The organism is Eggerthella guodeyinii (assembly GCF_009834925.2).
Lineage (GTDB): Bacteria > Actinomycetota > Coriobacteriia > Coriobacteriales > Eggerthellaceae > Eggerthella > Eggerthella guodeyinii.
The window spans coordinates 1,567,858-1,589,092 of record NZ_CP063310.1; the positions used below are offsets into that span (position 1 = coordinate 1,567,858).

The following is a 21,235-nucleotide window of genomic DNA, read 5'->3' on the forward strand; positions in this document are numbered from 1 at the left end:
GCGGGGCTTCCTCTCGTGTACGGAGGCGGATTCGGGTCGCAGGCGGGAGGTTTCCTTTTTCTTGCAGGATGCGCGTCTGCGGGCGTTGGCAGCGGTATGCTCCTGCTGTTGTGGGGGCGCGTCTACGGCACGCTTCCTCCCAAGACGGCTCTCTTGAACGGGACGCTGTCGAGCTTCGCGGTCATGGTTGCGTGGGCTCTCACCCCGCTGGTGCCGACGTACGGTTTGCGCGCGGCGTGCTGGGTGCTGTTGGCCGCAGGCGCGGTGGCCCTGCTGATGAGGGAGCTGCGCCTGACCGCCGACCCCCGTTCTTCCGCGTCGAGCGATGCCGCGGGCACGCTGGAGCTGTACGCCGTCGCCGAGCCTGGCGAAACCCCCTTGCGCGAGGCGTTCGATTTCCTGTGGAAGCCCATAGCCGCGATGGCCATCAGCTCGTTCGTGCTGGGGGCGTGCTCGTCGCTCGAGTTCGACGGGGACCCGTCGCTGCTGCTCTGCCAGATAGCGGGCCATGTGGCGCTGACGATCGTCATAGTCGTGCTGCTTCGCAGGCAGAAGGGGTTGATGGACGTCACGCTGGTGTACCAGGCCCTCATGCCCGCAACGGCCATCGTCCTTCTGTCGAGCATGGGGACGCTGCCTCAGGCGAGCTTGTTCTCGAGCGTGGTGCTGAATCTGTGCTTCTCGGTATTCGACGTGCTCGCCTGGGCGTGCTTGTCGATAGCGGTGTTCGTGTTCCGCGCGCCGGACGATTTCGTGTACGGCTCGAAGAGCCTCGTCTGCACGTTGCTGCTGCTCGCCGGCATGATGACGGGTCGGTTCTTGCCTGCGGGAGCCCTCGAGGTGGTTCTGTTCCTCATCGTTTCGCTGTACGTGTTCGTGCTGGTGGTGGCTCTGTCCCTCGAGACGCGCAAACGGCGCGACGCTCCCCTTGAAAAGGTTGCGATCGCGCCGGAGCTGGCGCAACGATGCAGGGTGCTGTGCGATGGCGGGAAGCTGTCCGAGCGCGAGTCGGAAGTGTTCTCTTATCTGGTGATCGGGCGCAGCTCGACGTATATCGCCAACAAGCTGTACCTGTCTCCCAATACCGTGAAGAGCCATATCCAGCGCATATACGCGAAGCTGAACGTGGGCACGAAAGAAGAGATGATCGACCTCGTGTTCGGGTCGGACGAGCTGTGCGGCGTGTTCGAGCGGTAGGCCGTGCGTCGGCCTGCGGGCCCCGCACAAGTGCGGGGCCCGCACTTGCTCCTCTACTCCGCGGCGGCGTTGCGGCCGGCTTTGCGGCCGAAGTGGGCGTTGGAGGCCATGGCCGTGCCGGAGCCGGGGTAGAACGGCCCCACCCAGCCGCCGGTGCACAGGCCTGCGGCGAACAGGTGGGGGATCGGATCGCCGTTCGGGCGCAGCACGCGGGCTTCGAGGTCGATGCGCAGGCCGCCGCAGGGTCCCATGATCTCGGGGCGCATGCGGTTGGCGTAGTACGTGGCGCCCTCGATGCGCTCGAAGCCGCTGATGCGCCCGTACTGGGCATCAGCCTGCGCGGGAACCGCCGTGTCGTTCCAGAACTGCAGCGTGTTCGCCAGCCCTGCGGCGTCGACGCCGATGGCGGCGGCCAGCTCCTCGACGGACGGCGCGCTGATCACCGTGCCCGCCGCTACGGCGTCGCCGATGGTGGTCGCGTCCCAGGCGCGGCAGTTCTCGAGGTTGCTCTCGGCCCATACGGCGTAACAGGGGTGGCCGGTCGATTTCTCCATCTGGAACTGCATGCGCGTCTTATAGGCGTAGTGCGCGTCCTCGCACACGTAGCGCTGGCCTGCCTTATTCACGAAGACGAGTCCCCACACGTCCTTGCCCGACGTCAGCTTGAGGTCGAGGATGGCGTCCATGCCGCTGCCCAGGTTGCGGATGTCGGCGCCGATCTCCATGCCCATGCGGATACCGTCGCCCGTGTTCGTGGGCACGCTCAGGCAGTCGGCGAGGCTCATCGCCCATACCTGCTGAGGGCAGAACTGCTGGGCCATCTCCGCGTTGTGGTCGATGTTGCTCGTGGCGATGACCACGCCGCGGTTCGCCTTCACGGTGACGGTGCCCTTCTTGGTGTCGGCCTCGACGCCCGCCACGACGCCTTCCGCATCGATGAACAGCCGCGTGACCTCGGAGTTCGTCTCTATCTTCGCTCCGTTGGCCTCGGCCTTCTTCTGCATTGCGGCGATGAGCCCCGCGCCTTGGCCGTCGGGGCGGTGGATGCGCACGGCGTAGTAGTCGTCGGCGTAGGGCACGTGCGATTGGCCCGAGAAGTCGCCGATGGTGATGCCGAGGTCCTCGACGTACCAGCGGATGACCTCGGGGCAGCCGTAGGCCAAGTCCTTGACGAGCTCCTCGTCCACCCAGCCTTCGCCGAGGGCCATGTACCACTGGAAGTGACGCTCGGGCGTGTCGTCCTGGTACTCGGTGAACTCCTTCTGGTAGCTCGTGCCCGCGGCTTGCGTGATGCCGGCGGACAGCGCCGTGGTGCCGCCGATCACGCTGCCCTTCTCCAGCACGAGCGTGTCGGCACCGGCTCCGCTCGCCTCGATGGCGGCTGAGAGCCCCGACCCGCCGCTGCCGACGACCACGACGTCGACCTCGCGATCCCACGTCTGCGGGAGTCCGGCGGCGCCGGTGTTCGCGGCGCCCTCCTTCCCCTCGGCTTTGGGCGCGCATCCCGCCATGCCGAAGGCGGCCAGCCCGGCCGCGCCGGCGACGGCTCCTTTGAGGAAGTCGCGTCGTCCCCAGTGCTTGCTGCTCGTGCGTTCCATGATGTCCCCTTTCGTTCTTGCGTTGCGATGTCGCCCGAAGCCGCCGTTGGAGGGAAGCGTGCGCCTCGGCGGTTTCGTGGCGGGCTTCACGGTACGGGGTCGAGGGGCGCACGGATGTTTAAACGTGTTTAAACGTTGTTCGCGATGTTTAAAACGGGTATCATCCTCGCAAGCGCCGAGGGAGCGGCGCGTCGGGGGCAAGGGGAAGCGAACGGGATGAACGATCTGCTCGACAAGCTGTTCTCCTTTCTGAGGGAGAACACGCTCATCTTCTATGCGGGCATCGGCATGGGTGTGTACCGCTGCGTGCACGAATGGCCCTTGTGGTTCAACGCCGCCGTTGCGCATGCGGGCGTGCCGCCTCTCTTCGAGGGCGATTTCTTCTTCCTACTCGTCGACGTGGGTAAGGTCGTGGGGCTCGTCGGCTATCTTGTCCTGTGCTACGGGCGCGATCGGCAGCGCACGAGCGGCGCGCTGCTCGTCGCTCCCAGCGCGCTCGTCGTTTCGGGCTGCGTGGTGCCGCTGCTCGTGGTGTTGGGGCTCGAACCGGGGTCGGGAGCCGTCATAAGCAGCCTCGTGCTGATCGGCGCCGGCGCGGGGATGCTGTTCGCCCAATGGATCGAGTTCTGCGGCTACCTGCCGCCGATCAGGGTGATCCAGGTGTTCGCGATCTCCTTCGCCGTCCGCTTCCTGCTGCTGCCGCTCGTCACCGGCGTCGATGCGCTGTCGAGCACGCTGCTCGTCATGTTCTTGGCGGGAACGTCGTTCGTCCAGATCGCCTTCTGCTTCGACAAGGTGCCCATGGCCTCCGTCAGCGTGCGCGACGCATCCGGGATGCGCGGGCTTTCCGGATGCGGCATGCTATTCCTCTTCGTATGCGTGTTCGCGTTCGCCTACGGGCTGTGCGGAAGCACGACCTCGCTCTCCCATTCGGCGAGCGAAACGGGGTGGGGTACGGTGCTGCCCTCGATCGTCGTGCTGGTCCTCGCCTTCAAGATGGGGGATCGGTTTGACCAGACCATCCTCTACGCCATCTCCTTGCCGCTTCTGACGGCGGGGCTCATCGGCGTCGAGTTCCTCGGCGTGTCGCTGTCGCTCTCGCAGATGCTGGTCAGCGCGGCGTATTCGACGTTCGACCTGCTCGTGTACACGCTCGTGTGCTCAGCGGCCTTCCAGAGCAGAACGTCCGCCATGCTGCCGGGGGCGTGCGTCCGCGTGCTCGCCCTCGTCGCTGCCGATGCGGCCATCGCGCTCATGAGGCTCGTGCCCGAGCTCAACAGCGGCGTGGTGGTGACGGCGACGATACTCGCGGCGCTCGCGGTGGGCATCGCCGCGTTCGCCCCGCGGCTTGGCGGTCGGCGCGAGTACTACCAGTTCCATCCCGACCGCCAGGCAACTGATCGCGCGCGCCTCGAGCGCATCGCCGAGGCCAAGAGCCTCTCGCAGCGGGAGACGACGGTGTTCCAGCTGCTCGTGATGGGCAAGACCTCGACCGAGATCAGCGAGGAGCTGTTCATATCGAACGGCGCCGTGCGGGCGCATTGCAGCAGGATCTACGACAAGTTCGGCGTCCACTCCCGCAAGGACTTCGACGCGCTGTTCGAGGGCTGAAGGAGCCTCATGTTTCCGACTGCCTGAGCGTGAGATAGTCGAGCAGCTCCGTTCGGCTGTGGATGTCCATCTTCTGGTAGATGTGCTTGATATGGGTTTGCACGGTGAACGGCGAGATCACCATACGTTTCGCGATGCCCTGTGCCGTGAGTCCCTGGCCGAGGAGCTCGAGTATCTCGAACTCGCGTGCCGAGAGCTTGAACTCGTCGGCGATGGCGGCGGCGTGTCGCTCGAGCGCCGAGGGCTTGCGCGGGGCGGTCATGATCTCGTGGATGCTGCGCTGCTGGTCGTTCAGCAGCACGACCAGCAGTATGAGCGCGCACATGAACAGCAGGCAGATATCGAGCATGCCTTGTCCGTCGAGCAGCCCTGAAGCGGCCAGTCCGTTCCTCAACAGGTTCCCCACCAGCATACCGGCGCAGATGAACCCTTCGCTGTAGCCGAAGGCCGTCGACGAGGCAACGTAGCCCTTGACGATGAGCGCTACGAAGTAGGTAGCCAGCAATACGTCGAGCGCGACCGACGATGCCATGCTTGCCATGTAGGAGGCCATCAGCAATTCGCTGCCTCCCGCGAGATAGAGCGCGATGCCGAAAGCCGCCAGCACAAGCATCCATGTGAGGATGCGCGCCGTCGGCATCTTCTCGTTGAACAGCAGCTTGGGAAGGGCTGCCACGATCATCAGCACGGCGCCTGCGGCAACGCCCAACGCCATGGCGTCGTAGCCGAGGGGAAGCTGGTCCAGCGGCACGATGGCCCACATGAACGTGCATATCACGCAGGCGGTGAACGCTATCAGGCATACCTTCACGATGGCGTTTCGGCTGGTTTTCCTACTCGCCTTCGGGAGGAGTGCCGGATACGACGACGTGTCGACCCTGCGTTGCTCGCGAACGAGCAGTACGCCCGAAGCGATCGGAATGAAAGCGACATAGGCGTTGGAGAGCTCCGTCGGCAGAAACGACGTCGCGATGATGGACGCAAGCACCACCACGCCGAATCCGAGCGTGATGCTCTCTGCGTCCCCGTTGCGCGTCGCCGCGTAGTGATCTCCCCATAGGTGGAGCAGAAAGGCCGACGATACGCCGCAAACGACGGCTGAGGAGTAGTAAAGCGTCATGGACGGAACCGCGCGCTCCGTCAGCTCGATTCCCACGGTGCCGATGCAGGTGGCGATCGGCACGGCGTAGCGCAGCCATCGCAGCGAGGAGAGACGGCGCGTCTTGAGCATCCACGGAAGGATGAAATGGACGAGGGAGGCCGAGCCGAGCACGACGAGCCACGACCAGTTCTCGCCGGGAGGAACCACGATGCTTCCGGTGTAGATGTTGGGCACGAACCACAGGCAGTAGCACCATGCCCAGAAGAGGCCGAGACCGCACGATGCGGCGGTGAGGTGGGATCTCAAACGCGTCATCGTGTCAGCTGCCTTTCGATTCGACGGTTTTCGCCTACAGTATAGCGGCGCGCGCGGGCAGTGGAGTGCATCCGTTGACAGACGGCATACCTAAAACCAGGGTATTTGCAGGGTACCCGCTCGTGGGGGATGCGCGACCGGGCCGCTTTTCCCAGAATGATCGTGGGAAGTGCGCCGGAGGGAGGCGTGCGAAAAACAAGGGAGGATGCTGACTATGGGCACGGAGATGAACCTTACGCGTCGATCGTTCGTCGGGTTGACCGCAACGGCCGCGGCGATGGCGATGGCGGGCGGCTTGCTGGGCGCTTGCACGAAGCAGGACGCCGAAAGCAAGGCGAAAGACGTCGTCGAGACTGACTTCGTGATCGTTGGCGGCGGCATCGGCGGCTTGGGAGCCGCTATTCGCGCCGCGGAGACGGGGAAGAGCTGCGTGGTGCTCGAGAAGGAAGCGGCTTTGGGCGGCGACTCCGCGCTCAGCGCGGGAACCATCCATGCGCCGGGCACGAAGCTTCAAGCCGAACAGGGTTACGGCGGCGACGGCGTCGACGAGTACATCGCGTACATGAGGCTGCCTGATGCGCGCTACGAGAATCCTGGCGAGCCCCTGTGCCGCGCGTTGTACGCCGGTGCGGTCGCGATGGTCGACGATCTGCACGAGCGCGGGCTCGGGTTCCTGCCTATCGAGGACTGGGACACCCGTGCCCACAATGTTGACGGAGCAGGCGGCGCGCTCGTGACGTTCTTGAAGGGCGTGGCCGCCGATGCAGGTGCCGATATTCGCACGAAGACGAAGGTGGACAAGCTCGTGGTCGAAAACGACCGAGTCGTCGGAGTCATGGATGCGGCGGGCACGCTGTACCGCGGGCAGGCCGTCATCCTGGCCACGGGCGGATTCACCAACAATCCGGCGATGGTGCAGCGGTACGTGCCGGAATACGCCGATGTGCGCGTCATCTCGAGCGCTGGTGCGGAGGGCGAGGGCCTCGTCATGGCGCAGGACGCGGGTGCCGACAGCATCCTGCTCGACGCTGGCGAGCACACGTACTTCGTGAGCACCGAGGGCATGACCGACATGTCGGTGCCGCCTTCGAGCGCTCCGGGGATCGTCGTGAATATTCTGGGAGATCGCTTCCATGCCGAAGACTCGCATTACGACACAGCGGGGAAGCTCGGCATGAAGCAGCCCGAGCATCGCGGCTACTATATCTTCGACGAGGGGGTTCGAGCCGAGTACGACCTGTTCGAGGCTTATTTCGAGGAGGGTATCGTGATCGAGGGGCCGTCGCTAGAGGATCTGGCGAAGACCATCGGTGCGACGAACCTCCCGACAACGGTTGCCCGCTACAACGACATGATGGCGCGCGGCGTCGACGAGGACTTCGGCCGCGAATCGTTCCTCGCTCCCCTCGAGGGTCCGACGTACTACGCGCTCAGCATCGAGCCGTGCATCTACTACTCGTACGGCGGTCTCAACATCGACGCGGACGCCCACGTTCTGGACGCGAACGGCGCGCCCATTCCCGGCCTGTTCGCGTGCGGCGAGGTGTGCGCATCGTCCGAGATGCGCGAAGGGCTGCTGTATACCTCAGGATTGAGCCAGGGCTACGTGTTCGGGCGGATCGCCGTCGACATCGCGGCCCAGGAGGCGTCCCTGTAGACAGAAGCGCGGCTCTGCGTAATCGACAAGGGGCTCCCGTTGCGCCTTTGCGCGATGGGAGCCTTACCCCTCTTCTTCGGCGCGGCGGATGGTTTGGACGTGCTCGGGGGCGATGGTGGGGATGCGCACGAGCAGGAGGTACAGCAGAAACGCGCTGACGCAGCTGAGGATGGCCCAGACGAGCGGCTTCTGCACGAACCACGCGGACAGCCCCATGAGCGAGAACGACACGGCCAGGATGCGCACCTTCGCGCCGAGCGGGATGCCGCCCGCCTCCTTGAACGCGGCGACGTAGGTGCGGTACACCCGCGTCGAGACGATCCACGCGTGGCAGCGCGGCGAGGATTTCGCGAACAGGAACGTCGCGAGCAGCAGCAGCGGGGTGGTGGGCAGCACGGGCACGAACACGCCGATGCAGCCGATGATGCAAGCCGTCCAAGCGCCGGCGAGCATGAGATAGCGAACGATGCGATTCAAGGGCGTCCTTTCCGTCGGGGTCAGCGGATGGGCGTGAAGTTGTGGCCGCCAGTATACCAAACGTTGCGTTCGGGCGGGCCTGCGAAGAGCGGGGAGGCGGGTTAATCCTGAGGGCGGCGGCTCGGGCGGCTAAGGCCGTGGCAGGTGCTCGAGGAAGGCGGCTTCGGCCATGGGCCGCCCGTACAGGTAGCCTTGCGCGAAGCGGCATCCCATGGATGCGAGCAGCGATGCCTGCCCTTCGGTTTCCACCCCTTCGGCGATCACCTGCATGTCCAGCTGGCCGGCAAGGCCGATGATCGACCGCATGATCGCGTGCTTGCGTTCCGGGCGGTCGGTTCGGCGAAGGAAGCCCATATCCAGCTTGAGCACGTCGACGGGGAGGTCGGCGAGGGCGTTGAGCGACGAGTAACCGCTGCCGAAGTCGTCCATCTCGATGACGAAGCCCGCCCGCTTGAGGCGGTTGACCGCGGCGAGCGGCTGGCCGGAGTCTTCGACGAACACCGTCTCGGTGATCTCCAGGTGCAGGTCGGCCGCTTCGAGGCGGTGGCTGCGCACCATGTCCGCCAGCAGCTCGGCGAGGTCCTCGCGGTACAGGTCGGCGCGCGACACGTTCACGGACAGCGGCACGGCGTTGCCCGTGCCGCGCCAGCGCTCGAGCATGCCGCACGCCTTCTCCCACACGTAGCAGTCGAGCGTGTGGACGAAGCCGTTCTTCTCGAACGTGGGGATGAAGTCCTTCGGCGACACGGCTCCCAGGTCGGGGTGGTTCCAGCGCACGAGGGCTTCCGCGCCGATGACGCGCTGCGTGGCGACCTCCACCTTCGGCTGCAGCACGACGTAGAAGTCCTCGCGTTCGATCGACTCCACCATGGTGTTGACGATGTTCTGCTCCGTGATCATCTGCTTGCGCATGGACGCATCGTACAGCGCCAGGTCGTTGTTGTAGTCGTTCTTCACGCTCTCGGCCGCCATGAGGGCGCGATCGCAGATCCGCGCGACGTCGGGCGGCTTCTCGTCGATCTGGTACACCCCGAGCTTCGCCTGGAGGCGCATCGGCAGCGGATACTCGCTCAAAAACGCGGCCAGCCTGTCCGACATGCGCTCGTAGGAGCCTTCCGCCCGCTCTTTGAGCATGAAGAACGTGTCGGCGCGCGCTCGGGTGATCAGGAGGGGCCTCTCCTGCTCCTCGATCGCCCCCGCGATGCTCATGAGCAGCTGATCGCCGGCGTTCGTCCCGAACGTCTCGTTGACGATCTTGAACCGCTCCACGTCCAGCGCCACCACGTCGAGCTTCGCCGACGAGCCTCCTTCGATGAGGACTCGCGCCCGCTCCTGGAACGCCTTCTCGGTGAGCAAGCCGGTCAGCGAGTCGCGCTCCAGCACCTCGATGGCGCTTTTCGCCGCGCGCGCGTCCTCGAGCAGCTTCTTCAGCTGCGCGTTCGTTTTGGAGATCGTGCGCTGGGAGTTGACCAGCTTGCTGTTGAGCCGCTGTATCTCGAAGTACTCGCTGCCGTGCGGCTCCAATCCGAGCATCCCGGGGGTGGCGAAAGCGTTCAGCGCGAATTCGGCGACGCGGGGCAGGTCGGCCTCGTCGTCGAGGTGGTAGGCGAAGACGAGCACGACGTCCTCGAACGATCTGAGGGCGATGTTGAGGGCCGGAGGGCCGTCGAGCGTCGTGCTCAGCGCGGCGGATGCGCTCGCCTCGGGCTCGAGGTCGAGCAGCGCGTCGAGCGCGCGGGCGTTTTCGAACAGCTCGTGCACGTCGACGGCCCCGAGGGGGAGGATGCCGGGCGTCGCGCGGACCACCCGCTCGACCGCGCCGCGCCTATCGCAGTACGCCAAGTATGCGATCACGGCTCACCCCAGGTTCTCTTCGGCCCACCGGACGAGCACGCGCGCGTCGGTCGCGCACTCGTCGACGTCCCACGATTTCCAGGCGCCCGTGTTCTCGAAGGCGCGGCCGCCTACGGCGATGGCGACGTTCGGCCGGGAGGCCCTCAGCCGCTCGACGACCTCCTTGCACAGGGGCAGGTGGTGCGTCATGGTCACCGAGAGCGCGACGAGGATCGGATCGTGCTCGTCGATGGCGGCCTCGATCGTCTCGACGGGCGTCGCGGCTCCCAGGAACACGCTGTCCCACCCGCTGTACTCGAAGAGGTCGGCCACCGTGCGGGCGCCCAGCTCGTGCAGCTCGCTTCCCACGCAGGCGACCAGCAGGGTCTTTCCCCTGCGCTCCTGCTCGAACACGAACGGGTAGAACTGCGAGAGCGCGATTTGCATGGTGGACGTGCAGCGATGCTCGACGTCGACCGAGATGATGTTGCGGTGCCACAGCTCGCCCACCCTGCGCATGACCGGCGCCACGATGTCGACGTAGAGGTCGGGCAGGGGGATGCCGCCGCTCGCGAACTCGAGGACGAGCGCCGAGACGCTTATCGTGTCCGCGTTCAGCAGGCGGTCCAGCAAAAGCTCGGACTCCTCGCGGTAGACGGCGAACCCGTCCGACGGGGGCGTTTCGCGCGCGCACTCGTCGAAGGCGGCGCGCACGGCCCCGTCGAGGATGCGATGCATGCGCGGACGGTCCTCGGCGGGCATCGTCGGCTCCATGCAGGATCGGATGAGCTCGTAGTGGGCCGCCATGATGTCGCGCACGCGCTCGCGCGTGCAGTTCGGCAGGAGGGGGACGAGCAGCTGGTGCACCCAGCGCGCGTGCGCGGCGTACAGCCCGTCGTCGCCGAGGGTTAAAACCGTGCGCAGGAAGTTCACGTTGTACGCGGCATCCTGGTACATCGCGCGTTTGGCCCATTCGTCCAGCTCGTCGTTCAGGCGCGGGTCGTCCGCGAACTGGCGCTCGAACACCTCGTCCGCCAGCTTGCGGAGCGCCGCGTCTTTGTCGATGAGAAGCAGGCTCATCCGGTGCTCCCTTCGCCCGTCTCGGTAACCGAACAGGTACGTCGGCTCCAGTATACCCTTACTCGAGAACGGCAGGGGGCGAGGCCCTCCCGCTCAACGGCGCGTTCAACGTCGCAGGTCGCCGTCGCGAACCCTTCGCGTATACTGATGGAAGCGGGTGCGGGCGGAGCGAGGGGGCGCGATGGGATACGTCGAGGCGAACAAGGAAGCGTGGGAAGAGGCGTTCGAGCATCGGCTTCCCGGCTGGGGCGAGGACGTCGCCGAACGGCTGCAGCGCGAGGAGCTGCCGTTCCTCAACCCCGACCTCGCGCTTAAGCTGCGATCGCTGGACCTTGCGGGCAAGGACGTGGCGCAGTTCTGCTGCAACAACGGGCGCGAGCTGCTGTCGCTCATGCAGCTGGGCCCCGCGCGCGGCGTGGGCTTCGACATCGCCGAGAACATCCTCGACCAGGCGCGGGACAGCGCGCGGCGCGCCGGCGTCGAGCGCTGCACCTTCGTGGCGGGCGACGTCCTCGCCGTCCCTTCCGCCTACGACGGGGCTTTCGACCTCGTGCTGTTCACCGTCGGCGCCATCACCTGGATCGAGGACTTGGACGCCCTGTTCGCCAGGGTTGCGGCGTGCTTGAAGCCGGACGGCGCGATGGTCGTTCACGACTTCCATCCCGTCATGAACATGCTGCCGCTGCCCGGCGAGCCCGGCTTCGACGCCGAGCCGCCGAGCCGGCTGGCCTATTCGTACTTCCGCAGCGAGCCCTGGATCGAGAACGAGGGCATGGGGTACCTGTCCGAGCGCTACGAGTCGAAGACGTTCACGAGCTTCTCGCACACGATGTCGGCCATCGTGAACGCGACGTGCCGCGCCGGGCTGACCGTGGCCGCGCTGGACGAGTTCGACTACGACGTCGGCCTCGCCGACGCGTACGACGGCCGGGGCCTTCCGCTCTCGTTCCTGCTGACGGCACGGAAGCGCGGGTAGGCTCGGGGCGCGAAGGGCGAAAAAGCTGCGCAAAACGCTTGCATCCGCCCGGCTTCGTGCTACAATAAGCAAGTTGTTTATTCAAGTGAGGGGAAGCCCTCCACCTGGTTCGGCGCTTTGGCTGCTGATGGGTCGCTCGAATACCGGCTGAAAAGCCCGAAACGAATGCGAAACCCGTACGCTCCCAAGGCGACGGGTTTTTTACTATGGCGCGGAAGCGCGAAGGATTGGGAGGTGAGCGCGATAGCTGCTCAGGAGCCTCGGCTCAACGAAGAGATTACGGTTCGCGAATGCCGTCTGATCGGCTTCGATGGCGAACAGATGGGCATTTACGTCACGGCGGAGGCTCAGCGCGTCGCCGATAACCAGGGGCTCGACCTCGTGGAGATCGCGCCGAACGCCGAACCGCCCGTATGCCGCATCATGGATTACGGCAAGTTCAAGTACGACCAGGCCATCAAGGCCAAGCAGGCCCGCAAGAACCAGAGCAAGGTCGAGACGAAGGAAATGAAGTTCCGGCCGAAGATCGACGTGGGCGACTACACGACCAAGAAGAAGCACGTCATGCGCTTCCTCGAAGCCGGCAACAAGGTGAAGATCACCATCATGTTCCGCGGCCGCGAAATGGCGCACCCGGAGCTGGGCCTCACCATCCTGGAGCGTCTGGCCGACGACCTGAAGGACGAAGCGGTCATCGAGAACCAGCCCAAGATGGAAGGCCGCAACATGCACATGCTCATCGCCCCGCTGCCTGCGGCAGCTGCGGCGAAGAAAAAGAAAGAGAACGAGAAGAAAGAAGAAGGGAACGACCATGCCTAAGATGAAGACTCATCGCGGCACCGCGAAGCGATTCCGCGTCACCGGTTCCGGCAAGATCATGCGCTCGAAGGCTTTCAAGAGCCACATCATGACGAAGAAGAGCCCTAAGCGCAAGCGCAACTTCCGCCATGAAACCGAAGTGGCCACGGCTGACCAGAAGGTCATCGCCCGCAACCTCGGCCTCCGCTAATCGAAAAGGAACAGTGATAGAACATGCCTCGTGTCAAGCGCGCAGTCAGCGCCCATAAGAAGCGTCGTACCGTCCTCAACCGCGCCAAGGGCTACTACGGTGCGAAGTCCCGTTCCTACCGTGCCGCGAAGGAGCAGGTGCAGCATTCGCTCCAGTACATGTACCGCGACCGCCGCAACAAGAAGCGCGAGATCCGTCGCCTCTGGATCACCCGCATCAACGCGGCCGCCCGCATCAACGGCATGAGCTACTCGGTGCTCATGAACGGCCTCAAGAAGGCCGGCGTCACGCTGGACCGCAAGGTGCTGTCCGACATGGCCATCAACGACCCCGCGGCGTTCACCGCCATCACCGAGGTCGCCAAGAAGGCCCTGTAGCCTTCCGTTTTGCGGCCTACGGTCCGCGAAACCGCTCGACGATATGACGAAGGCCCCGCAGCGCGGGGCCTTCGTGCGTTCGGGCCAAAGGGGGGATGCGCTTCCTCACGCTTCGAGGGCGTTGAGGGTCTCCTCGTCGTTGTGCCATTCGTCGGCGCCGATGAGGGTGTGGGCCAGGTACGCCTCGGCCGCATCGCGGGCGCTTCCCTCCTCGTTGGCCACCACCTCGATGTCGGCCGCTTCCAGCGCCTCCACGGCGTCGCGCTCGATGATGCCGGTGATGACCGCCGTCACGTCGAGCTCGCGCAGCACGGCGGCGATGCGGGCCGGGCTTTGATGGGGGTTCGGCATGTTCTGGCATTCGACGATGATGCCCCGTTCGATCTTGTAGCAGGTGAAGCTCGCGCAGTGCCCAAAGTAGGGCGAGACCGCCAGCCCCTCGCTTGCCACCGCTATCCTCATAAGGTTCCTTTCGTCGCTTCGTGGAGATAACGATACCGTGCTTGATCGATTGCGTGTCTGCCCTTTCGCTCAACGGGGATAAATAGTAAGCTGAACGACATGGATACCGAACCTCTTCAGAGCGTCGACGTTGCGATCGTGGGAGCGGGCGTTGCCGGATCGACGGCAGCGCGCGCCTTGGCGCGTTGGCGCCTGTCCGTCGTGGTGCTGGAAGCGGGCAACGACGTGGCCTGCGGCGCGACCCGCGCGAACTCCGGCATCGTGCACGCCGGGCACGACCCGCTGCCCGGAACGCTCAAGGCGCGCTTCAACGTGGAAGGGTCGAGGCTGTTCCCGCAATGGGCTGACGACCTGGGATTCTCCTATGTGCGCAACGGCTCGCTCGTGCTCGCGTTCTCCGACGAGGAGCTGGCGTCCGTGTGCCGCCTCGTGGCGCGCGCGGCCGAGAACGGCGTGGAGGGCGTGCGCGAGCTGGACGCCGCTGCGGTGCGGGCGCTTGAGCCGCAGGCGAGCCCGCTCGTGCGCGGCGGCTTGCTGGCCGAGACGGGGGCCATCTGCGACCCGTACGAGGTGGCGCTGTTCTCGGCGGAGCAGGCGGCGCTGCACGGCGCGGCGTTCCGCTTCAACGAGCGCGTCGTGTCCGTCGAGCGCCTGGCGCCTGAGCGCGCTGCGGCGCTCGCCGCCGATGCGGCGCCTCCGGCGCGCTACCTGCTGGTCGCCTCCTCGGGCGCGCGTTACGCTGCGCGCGCGGTGGTGAACGCCGCCGGCGTGTTCGCCGACGAGCTGAACAACGCCGTGAGCGCGCACCGCCTGCGCGTCGCGGCCCGGCGCGGCGAGTACTGCCTCTACGACACCGAGTACGGCCCGCTGTTCTCCCGCACGGTGTTCCAGGCTCCGTCGTCGGCGGGCAAGGGCGTGCTCGTGACGCCGACCGTGCACGGCAACCTGCTCGTGGGGCCGAACGCGGTGGAGCAGGCGAGCAAGACCGACCTGTCGACGAGCGCGGAGGGCCTGCGGTTCGTGCTGGACTCCGCGAAGAAGACCTGGCCCGACGTCAGCGCGCGCGGCATGATCGCGAACTTCGCGGGCCTGCGCGCTTCGAACGCCGACGGAGACGACTTCGTCATCGGCGAGCCGGACGACGCGCCCGGGTTCTTCAACATCGCCTGCTTCGACTCGCCGGGGCTCACCTCGGCGCCGGCCGTGGCCGAGCACGTGGCGCGCGCGGTGGCCGAGCAGCTGGGGGCCGAGCCCAACGAGGCGTTCCGGGCCCGACGCGAGCGCTGCAAGCCGTTCGCCGAGCGCGACGAAGCCGAACGGGAGCGCGCCATCGAGGCCGACCCGCGCTGGGGGCATATCGTGTGCCGCTGCTGCGAGGTGACCGAGGCCGAGCTCGTGGCCGCGCTGCACGGGCCGCTGCCGGTGCTGTCGCTCGACGCGCTCAAGTGGCGCACGCGCGCGATGATGGGGCGCTGCCACGGCGGGTTCTGCTCGCCGGAGATCGCGCGCATCGTGGCGCGGGAGACCGGCGTGGCACCCGATGCGCTGGACAAGCGCCTGGCAGGCTCGCCGGTGGTGGCGACGGCGCGCCCCGGCTACGCGGAGCTGGCGGGCGCGGGCGCGCCGGCCGCCGAGCGCGGCGGCGCCGAGGCGCCGAAGGGCGCGCGCGAGCTGTACGACGTGGCGGTGGTGGGCGGCGGTGCCGCCGGCATCGCCGCAGCCCAGGCCGCTGCGCGGCAGGGTGCGCGCGTGCTGCTGCTCGACCGCGAGGAGAAGCTGGGCGGCATCCTCAAGCAGTGCGTGCACAACGGCTTCGGGCTGCACCGCTTCGGCGTGGAGCTGACGGGGCCGGAGTACGCGCAGCGCGAGATCGACGCGCTCGCGGCGGAAGGCGCGGTGGACGTGCTGGCGGGGGCCAGCGTGACGTCCGTCGATCCGGGCGTTCCGGGAGACGGTGCAGGCGCGCCGCTCACGGTGCACGCGGTGGACGCGCGCGGCGCGCATGCGTACCGTGCGCGCTCCGTGGTGCTGGCCACCGGCTCGCGCGAGCGCGGGCTGGGCGCGCTCAACATGGCGGGCGCCCGTCCGTCGGGCGTGTTCTCGGCGGGCAGCGCGCAGAACTTCATGAACCTGCAGGGATGCCTGCCCGGTCGGCGCGCGGTCATCCTCGGCTCGGGCGACATCGGGCTCATCATGGCGCGCCGCCTGGCGTCCCAGGGCGCCGAGGTCGTCGGCGTGCACGAGCTCATGCCGCATCCGTCGGGCCTGCGCCGCAACGTGGTGCAGTGCCTCGACGACTTCGGCATCCCGCTGCACCTCAGCTCGACGGTGACCCGCTTGGAAGGGGAGGGCCGCCTGAGCGCGGTGTACGTGTCGCGCGTGGATCCCGAGACGATCCAGGCGATTCCCGGTACGGAGCAGCGCATCGCGTGCGACACGCTGCTGCTGTCGGTGGGCCTGCTGCCCGAGAACGAGGTGGCGAAGTCGGCCGGGGTGGGGCTCGACCCCGTCACGGGCGGCGCGCGCGTGGACAACCGCCTGGCGACCGACGTGCCCGGCGTGTTCGCGTGCGGCAACGCGCTGCACGTGCACGATCTGGTGGACCATGCGTCGCAGGAGGGCGAGCGCGCGGGTTCCGCGGCAGCCGCCCATGCGATGCGGGAGGGCGCGGCCGGCGCCGCCGATGTCGCGCTCGGCGACGCGGGAGCCGGCATCCCCGTGATGGCGGGCGAGGGCGTGCGCTACGTCGTGCCGCAGACCGTCGACGCCGCCACGCCATCCGACGAGAAGCTCATGCTGTCGCTGCGCGTGACGCGCACGGTGAACGAGCCGCGCTTCATCGTGGAAGGCATCGACGCCGCGGGCCGGGTGCGCGAGCTCAAGCGCGCGAAGACGATGATCGCCGTGCCCGCCGAGATGGTGCTCGTCACCGTCCCCGCCGGCGCCGCGGCGGGCTGCTCGGCCGTGCGCGTGCGCGTGGAGGGCCGCGACGCGGCTGCGGCGCCTGCGAGCGACGCGGGCATCGCAGGGGGAGGGGCCGACTGATGCAATTCGCCACCGACATCGTCGCCTTCACGTGCATCTGCTGCCCGCTGGGCTGCCGCGTCGAAGTGACGCTCGACGAGAACGGCCAGGTTGCCGACGTTTCCGGCTACACGTGCAAGCGCGGCGCGGAGTACGCGGCGCAGGAGGCCGTCGCGCCCGAGCGCATGGTGACGGCCGTGCTGTGCGTGTCCGGCTGCCTGGAGCCCGTCAGCGTGAAGACGCAGCGACCCGTGCCGAAAGCCGCCATGCGCGACGTGCTGGCCGCCATCGCCGCGCTGGACCTTTCCGCGCCCGTCGTGGCCGGTGACGTGCTCATCGAGGACGTATGCGGCACCGGCGTGCCCGTCGTCGCCACGAAGAGCGTATGCTAGGGGAAGGCGACCCCCGTCGGGCCGTTTTCGATGGGAGGAGCTTTCGATATGAGCGATGAACCTTTGAACGGCGAGCAGGCGCCCGAGCCCGCAGGGGACGACCGCGCGCGCCTCGCGGCCACGATCTTGGTAGCCGTCGGCACGCTCGTGCTGCTGTTCGCCGCCGCTGTGGCGGTGTTCCTGCTGATCGCGGAGGTGCTGAGCGGCCAATGGTTGCTGGCTGGCAGCGCCGTCGTGGTGCTGGCGTTTCTGCTGTGGCTGGGCAACCGCCTCGTCCGCGTGGCCGCCAACCAGAACAAGAACCCGCTGGGGTAAGGCGGACGACCCCGCCCCGGCCCGGGAGCGTCGAGGCGCTTCTCCTTGGCGCGGAGGTGGGGCGCGGTTAGGTGGGGCGCGGGACGCACTTCTTCTCCGTGGCGCGGAGGAAGACGTGCGGCTCGTAACTCGCGCCCGCGCCGATTCGCGACAGGCGCGGCGTGCGGTCAGGTGGGGCGCGAGACGCCTTGGCCGGGAAGCCCCTGCCGCGCCAAGGGGGGACGGGCGTCTCGAGGCGAAAGCGAGGGATGCGAAGCCGGTTTCGGCACGCAAAACAGGCTGTTCCAAGCAGTTTTTTCGTTTTGCGTGCTTTTCTTTTCCCGAAACGGGGATTCCGCTGCGGTGTGCGTACAAAAGCCCAGGTCGGAAATTCTGAGTGCTTGCCAAAAGGCAAGCTGATCGGCCCCGGCGTTCGCAAAACGAAAAAATCGCTTGCCGCGAGCGAAATCGCGTGCCGCGTTCCCCGCTCCGATTCGGAATGCGCGCCACCTCCGCCCCGAACGCAAAAAGAGGGTCGCATCTGCGACCCTCTTTCGTTCTACCTGCTGCGCTTGCCCCTCTGCTGGGCGACGGCGGCGCGGTGGGCGCGGCCGGGGCGCAGGTCGGAGCCGCCGCGCTTCTTCGGCGCGCCGCCCTGCGGGGCGTTCGGCTTCTTGCCCTGCGGGCCTTGCGGGCGGTTGGGCTGGCCGCCCTGGCCGCCCGACGGCTTCTTCTTCGCGGGCGGGCGCTTGCTGCCCGCCGCCGGAGCGTCGGCCTGGCCCTGCTCCCGGGCCTTGGCCTTCTTGCGCTCGCGCGCGGCCATCTCCTTAGAGGCCTGCTTGATCTCGGGGTCGCGGCGCGCGTCGGCGCGGGCTGCCTTGCCGGCCGCTTCCTCGGCGGCCTGCTCGGCATCGAACGAGGCCACCTCCATGACGGGGATGGGCCGCTTGATGAGCTTCTCGATGTCGCGCAGCGCGTCGGCGGTCTCGGGGCTGACGAACGACACGGCGAAGCCCGCGGCGCCCGCGCGGCCCGTACGGCCGATGCGGTGCACGTAATCCTCGGGCTGGGTGGGCAGGTCGAAGTTCACGACGTAGTCCACCTCCTCCACGTCGATGCCGCGCGCCAGCACGTCGGTGGCCACGAGCACGCCGGTCTTGCCGTTGGCGAAGTTGTCGAGCGCGCGGCGGCGCTGCGCCTGGCTGCGGTCGGAGTGGATGGCCTCCACGGTGTAGCCGGCGCGCTTGAGGCGGCGGCACGTGGAGTCGGCGCGGCTGCGCGTGCGGGCGAACACGATGACGCGCTCGGCGCCCTTCTCGGCCAGCAGCGCCTTGAGCAGCGCCGGCTTGAGCGTCTGCGCCACGTGGACGACGTACTGGTCCACGGTGTCGGCCGTCTCGCCCTTGTGCGCGATCTCGACGAACGCCGGGTCGTGCAGCAGCTTGCCCACGCTGTTCTTGATGGACGCGTCGATGGTGGCCGAGAACAGCAGCGTCTGGCGCGAGGAGGGCGTGGCGCCGATGATCTTCTTCATGGCCGGCCAGAAGCCCATGTCCAGCATGCGGTCGGCCTCGTCGAGCACGAGCACCTCCACGTCGCCGAGGCGCACGGCGCCCTGCTCCATGAGGTCCACGAGGCGCCCCGGCGTGGCGATGAGGATGTCCACGCCGTGCTTCAGCTTGTTGATCTGCGGGGTGTAGGACAGGCCGCCCACCACGGTGAGGATGCGGTGATGCGTGGACGCGGCGATGGCCGTGCACACCTCGCCGATCTGCTGGGCCAGCTCGCGCGTGGGCGTGACCACGAGCATGAGCGGGCCCTGGCCGCCCTTGGCGTGCCCGAGGCGGTCGAGCGAGGGCAGCGAGAAGGCCGCGGTCTTGCCGGTGCCGGTCTTGGCGGCGGCGATGAGGTCGCGCCCTTCGAGCGCCAGCGGGATGGCCTGCTCCTGGACGGGCGTGGGCGCTTCGTAGCCCAGGCGCGCGACGGCTTGCAAAGCCTGGTCGGACAGGCCGAGTTCGTTGAATTGCTTCATATGTCTCTGTTTTCTGTGTCGGTGCGGCACGCATGCCGCTCATTGCAGGTGCGGGGTCGATCCGCCGCGTCATGCATGTCGGAAGATCGAGGCGCCACCGAACGAAGGTCGTCGGGCGCCGAGCAACCAGTATACGCTCATCAGCCGACGTTTCAGCCGATGAGCGCATAATGCACAAACCTGGAACCATACCGACGCATGCGGCGAGCGTCCCGCAGCGATGCCGCGGGACGCTCGCGCGCCTCACAGCTCTACGGGCTCCCGCTTCGCCGCTTCTCTGCCGGCGATCATGCCGAACGCGCCGCAATCGGGGCACGAACAGGCGGCGAGCCGCTGCGCTCCGTGCACGCCGCCCGAGGCCTCGCCTGCGGCGTAGAGGCCGTCGATGGGGTTGCCGTCCACGTCGAGCACGCGCGCCGACGTGTCGATGCGCACCCCGCCGGGCGTGTAGTTGTTGTTCGGGATCAGGTTCATGGCGTAGAACGGCGGCTGCTTGAGAGCGGCTCCGTTCAAGGCGCCCATGTCCTTGCCGAAGTCTTCGTCCGTTCCCCCGTCGAACATCCGGTTGTAGCGGTCGACTGCCGCAGCGAGCACCGCGGGCTCGTAGCCGAAATGCTCGGCGACCTCCTCGACGGTGTCGAACGCGTACATGCTGCCGTTCTTGAAGTTCCTCCCGGCGAGGGACATCTCGAGGCGCTGCTTGTCGCGGAACAGCTCGACGCCCACGGAGTCGTATACGAGCAGCGGAGGCTTTCCGTCGTGGTCCAGCATCTCCTTCAAGATGATGACGCCGAGGTCGTTTCGGCTTCCCAGCTCGTTGACGAAGCGTTCGCCGTCGGGGTTCACGAGCATGCCCCAGCACACGTCCTCGGTGGGGATGGGGTAGGAGAGGCGGAATAGGGAAAGGTTCACCGCCTGCGCGCCGTGGGACGTCAGCATCTTCAGCGTCCCCGAGGTCGCGCCGGGGTTGGTCATGGAGTCGGCTTGGGCGAGGATGGCGCTTTCGGCGCGCAGCAGCTCTTTGTCGCGCGCGTAGCCGCCTGTCGCGAAGACCACGCCTTTCCGCGCCCCGATGCGACGCGCTTGTCCGCTCGCGTTCTCGGCATCGTCCGTTTCCGGATCGTCGTAGCGAAACGAGTACTGCTCCCGAACCGACACGCCGACGACCCTGCCGTCGCGCATGATGAGGTCGTCCACCTTGCAGCGCGTTCTCGTCTCGAGGGCGTCAGCGAGGTTCTTCTCGGCATGGGCGCAGAGGGGATCGAGGAGGAAACGTCCGCCTCCCGCCCACAGTATGCGCTTGACGCTGTGACCGCCGCCGTTCTTGAACTGCTTGAAGACGACGCCGCGCTCGGTGAGGAATCGGTAGAATTCCGCCGACTTCGAAGCGACCGTGCGGGCGAGCTCGGGGTCGCCGTAGTCTTCGGCCACCTTCCTCATATCCTGGTAGAGCGATTCCGGGTCGTCCTCGATGCCTTCGGCGGCCTGCTCGTCGCTTCCGGCGCAGGCGAAGTTCAGCCCGCTCACGCGTGAGGTTCCGCCGAGCTGGTCCATCTTCTCCAGCAGTAGGGTCGTGCTGCCGGTTTCCGCGGCGGCTACTGCGGCAACCGTGCCTGCGAGGCCGCTTCCCACGACCACGACGTCGACGATTTCGTCGAAGCCCTCGGTTTCGCCGGCCTGCTGCGCGGGCGAGGCGAAAGCCCGGCCCGCACCGGCAACCGACGCGACGGTGGCGGCTGCGGCGACCAGGCTGGTTTTCAGAAAGCATTTCCTGTCCATGCGAATCCTTCCTAGTGTGT

18 protein-coding genes are annotated in these 21,235 nt (G+C 67.2%); 10 read left to right on the forward strand and 8 right to left on the reverse strand.

From position 1 onward, the window contains the following. Positions 1–96 precede the first annotated feature (96 nt). Positions 97–1,197 carry a helix-turn-helix transcriptional regulator gene (locus tag GS424_RS06405; RefSeq protein WP_160943240.1) on the forward strand — a complete coding sequence of 367 codons (1,101 nt, stop codon included), beginning with the start codon at positions 97–99 and terminating at the stop codon, positions 1,195–1,197. 53 nt (positions 1,198–1,250) lie between these two features. On the opposite strand, the gene GS424_RS06410 is transcribed toward GS424_RS06405, so the two are convergent. Continuing rightward, positions 1,251–2,795: an FAD-dependent oxidoreductase gene (locus tag GS424_RS06410; RefSeq protein ID WP_160943241.1), complete on the reverse strand. Its 1,545-nt coding sequence runs from the start codon at positions 2,793–2,795 to the stop codon at positions 1,251–1,253. Positions 2,796–3,011: 216 nt separating this feature from the next. Here GS424_RS06410 and GS424_RS06415 point away from each other — a divergent pair, with 216 nt between their 5' ends. Continuing rightward, positions 3,012–4,406, forward strand: a complete 1,395-nt coding sequence (locus GS424_RS06415; RefSeq protein ID WP_160943242.1) for a helix-turn-helix transcriptional regulator — start codon at positions 3,012–3,014, stop codon at positions 4,404–4,406. A 7-nt stretch (positions 4,407–4,413) separates the two neighbouring features. On the opposite strand, the gene GS424_RS06420 is transcribed toward GS424_RS06415, so the two are convergent. Further along, on the reverse strand, positions 4,414–5,823 hold the full coding sequence (locus tag GS424_RS06420; protein ID WP_160943243.1) for a helix-turn-helix transcriptional regulator: 1,410 nt from the start codon (positions 5,821–5,823) through the stop codon (positions 4,414–4,416). Positions 5,824–6,037: 214 nt separating this feature from the next. Here GS424_RS06420 and GS424_RS06425 point away from each other — a divergent pair, with 214 nt between their 5' ends. Beyond that, positions 6,038–7,480: an FAD-dependent oxidoreductase gene (locus tag GS424_RS06425; protein WP_160943244.1), complete on the forward strand. Its 1,443-nt coding sequence runs from the start codon at positions 6,038–6,040 to the stop codon at positions 7,478–7,480. 63 nt (positions 7,481–7,543) lie between these two features. Here the strand turns inward: GS424_RS06425 and GS424_RS06430 are convergent, their stop codons facing one another. From GS424_RS06430 to GS424_RS06440, 3 genes are all read right to left on the reverse strand, one after another. Then, positions 7,544–7,957, reverse strand: a complete 414-nt coding sequence (locus GS424_RS06430; protein WP_160943245.1) for a YbaN family protein — start codon at positions 7,955–7,957, stop codon at positions 7,544–7,546. A gap of 129 nt (positions 7,958–8,086) precedes the next feature. Further along, complete coding sequence (locus GS424_RS06435) at positions 8,087–9,811, reverse strand: putative bifunctional diguanylate cyclase/phosphodiesterase (RefSeq protein WP_160943246.1); 1,725 nt, start codon at positions 9,809–9,811, stop codon at positions 8,087–8,089. Between the two features lie 3 nt (positions 9,812–9,814). Continuing rightward, on the reverse strand, positions 9,815–10,870 hold the full coding sequence (locus GS424_RS06440) for a cobalamin B12-binding domain-containing protein (protein ID WP_160943247.1): 1,056 nt from the start codon (positions 10,868–10,870) through the stop codon (positions 9,815–9,817). Between the two features lie 181 nt (positions 10,871–11,051). Here GS424_RS06440 and GS424_RS06445 point away from each other — a divergent pair, with 181 nt between their 5' ends. The 4 genes from GS424_RS06445 (at position 11,052) to rplT (ending at position 13,232) form a co-directional block, all read left to right on the forward strand. Further along, positions 11,052–11,846, forward strand: coding sequence for a class I SAM-dependent methyltransferase (locus GS424_RS06445; protein WP_160943248.1), 795 nt, complete (start codon positions 11,052–11,054; stop codon positions 11,844–11,846). A gap of 234 nt (positions 11,847–12,080) precedes the next feature. Then, the gene (gene infC / locus GS424_RS06450; protein ID WP_186939447.1) at positions 12,081–12,665 is read left to right on the forward strand and encodes a translation initiation factor IF-3; all 585 of its coding nucleotides are present in this window, start codon (positions 12,081–12,083) and stop codon (positions 12,663–12,665) included. Continuing rightward, positions 12,658–12,855: a 50S ribosomal protein L35 gene (gene rpmI / locus GS424_RS06455; protein ID WP_160943249.1), complete on the forward strand. Its 198-nt coding sequence runs from the start codon at positions 12,658–12,660 to the stop codon at positions 12,853–12,855. The genes infC and rpmI overlap by 8 nt, the downstream gene beginning before the upstream one ends. A gap of 23 nt (positions 12,856–12,878) precedes the next feature. Continuing rightward, positions 12,879–13,232: a 50S ribosomal protein L20 gene (rplT, locus tag GS424_RS06460; RefSeq protein ID WP_154334526.1), complete on the forward strand. Its 354-nt coding sequence runs from the start codon at positions 12,879–12,881 to the stop codon at positions 13,230–13,232. 105 nt (positions 13,233–13,337) lie between these two features. On the opposite strand, the gene GS424_RS06465 is transcribed toward rplT, so the two are convergent. Then, complete coding sequence (locus tag GS424_RS06465; RefSeq protein ID WP_160943250.1) at positions 13,338–13,694, reverse strand: NifB/NifX family molybdenum-iron cluster-binding protein; 357 nt, start codon at positions 13,692–13,694, stop codon at positions 13,338–13,340. 99 nt (positions 13,695–13,793) lie between these two features. Between GS424_RS06465 and GS424_RS06470 the strand changes: the two genes are divergently transcribed. From GS424_RS06470 to GS424_RS06480, 3 genes are read left to right on the forward strand one after another with little or no spacing between them, the layout of a single operon-like run. Further along, a complete protein-coding gene (locus GS424_RS06470) occupies positions 13,794–16,739 on the forward strand; it encodes an FAD-dependent oxidoreductase (RefSeq protein WP_160943251.1) in 2,946 nt (981 codons plus the stop codon). Then, complete coding sequence (locus GS424_RS06475) at positions 16,739–17,110, forward strand: DUF1667 domain-containing protein (protein ID WP_160943252.1); 372 nt, start codon at positions 16,739–16,741, stop codon at positions 17,108–17,110. Before GS424_RS06470 ends, GS424_RS06475 begins: the two co-directional genes overlap by 1 nt. 48 nt (positions 17,111–17,158) lie before the next feature. After that, a complete protein-coding gene (locus GS424_RS06480) occupies positions 17,159–17,425 on the forward strand; it encodes a hypothetical protein (protein ID WP_160943253.1) in 267 nt (88 codons plus the stop codon). A gap of 538 nt (positions 17,426–17,963) precedes the next feature. Here GS424_RS06480 and GS424_RS06485 read toward each other — a convergent pair. Beyond that, positions 17,964–19,436 (reverse strand): DEAD/DEAH box helicase, encoded by a 1,473-nt coding sequence (locus GS424_RS06485; protein ID WP_160943254.1) that lies wholly within the window; start codon positions 19,434–19,436, stop codon positions 17,964–17,966. A 243-nt stretch (positions 19,437–19,679) separates the two neighbouring features. After that, on the reverse strand, positions 19,680–21,215 hold the full coding sequence (locus GS424_RS06490; RefSeq protein WP_160943255.1) for an FAD-dependent oxidoreductase: 1,536 nt from the start codon (positions 21,213–21,215) through the stop codon (positions 19,680–19,682). Positions 21,216–21,235 lie beyond the last annotated feature (20 nt).

Bases quoted from the DNA above. Each gene is read 5' to 3' on its own strand.
- GS424_RS06410 (WP_160943241.1), bottom strand. From the start codon at position 2,795: ATGGAACGCACGAGCAGCAAGCACTGGGGACGACGCGACTTCCTCAAA.
- GS424_RS06465 (WP_160943250.1), bottom strand. From the start codon at position 13,694: ATGAGGATAGCGGTGGCAAGCGAGGGGCTGGCGGTCTCGCCCTACTTT.
- GS424_RS06480 (WP_160943253.1), top strand. From the start codon at position 17,159: ATGAGCGATGAACCTTTGAACGGCGAGCAGGCGCCCGAGCCCGCAGGG.
- GS424_RS06470 (WP_160943251.1), top strand. From the start codon at position 13,794: ATGGATACCGAACCTCTTCAGAGCGTCGACGTTGCGATCGTGGGAGCG.
- GS424_RS06490 (WP_160943255.1), bottom strand. From the start codon at position 21,215: ATGGACAGGAAATGCTTTCTGAAAACCAGCCTGGTCGCCGCAGCCGCC.
- GS424_RS06485 (WP_160943254.1), bottom strand. From the start codon at position 19,436: ATGAAGCAATTCAACGAACTCGGCCTGTCCGACCAGGCTTTGCAAGCC.
- rpmI (WP_160943249.1), top strand. From the start codon at position 12,658: ATGCCTAAGATGAAGACTCATCGCGGCACCGCGAAGCGATTCCGCGTC.
- GS424_RS06420 (WP_160943243.1), bottom strand. From the start codon at position 5,823: ATGACGCGTTTGAGATCCCACCTCACCGCCGCATCGTGCGGTCTCGGC.
- GS424_RS06440 (WP_160943247.1), bottom strand. From the start codon at position 10,870: ATGAGCCTGCTTCTCATCGACAAAGACGCGGCGCTCCGCAAGCTGGCG.
- GS424_RS06425 (WP_160943244.1), top strand. From the start codon at position 6,038: ATGGGCACGGAGATGAACCTTACGCGTCGATCGTTCGTCGGGTTGACC.
- GS424_RS06415 (WP_160943242.1), top strand. From the start codon at position 3,012: ATGAACGATCTGCTCGACAAGCTGTTCTCCTTTCTGAGGGAGAACACG.
- GS424_RS06445 (WP_160943248.1), top strand. From the start codon at position 11,052: ATGGGATACGTCGAGGCGAACAAGGAAGCGTGGGAAGAGGCGTTCGAG.
- GS424_RS06405 (WP_160943240.1), top strand. From the start codon at position 97: ATGCTCCTGCTGTTGTGGGGGCGCGTCTACGGCACGCTTCCTCCCAAG.
- GS424_RS06475 (WP_160943252.1), top strand. From the start codon at position 16,739: ATGCAATTCGCCACCGACATCGTCGCCTTCACGTGCATCTGCTGCCCG.
- rplT (WP_154334526.1), top strand. From the start codon at position 12,879: ATGCCTCGTGTCAAGCGCGCAGTCAGCGCCCATAAGAAGCGTCGTACC.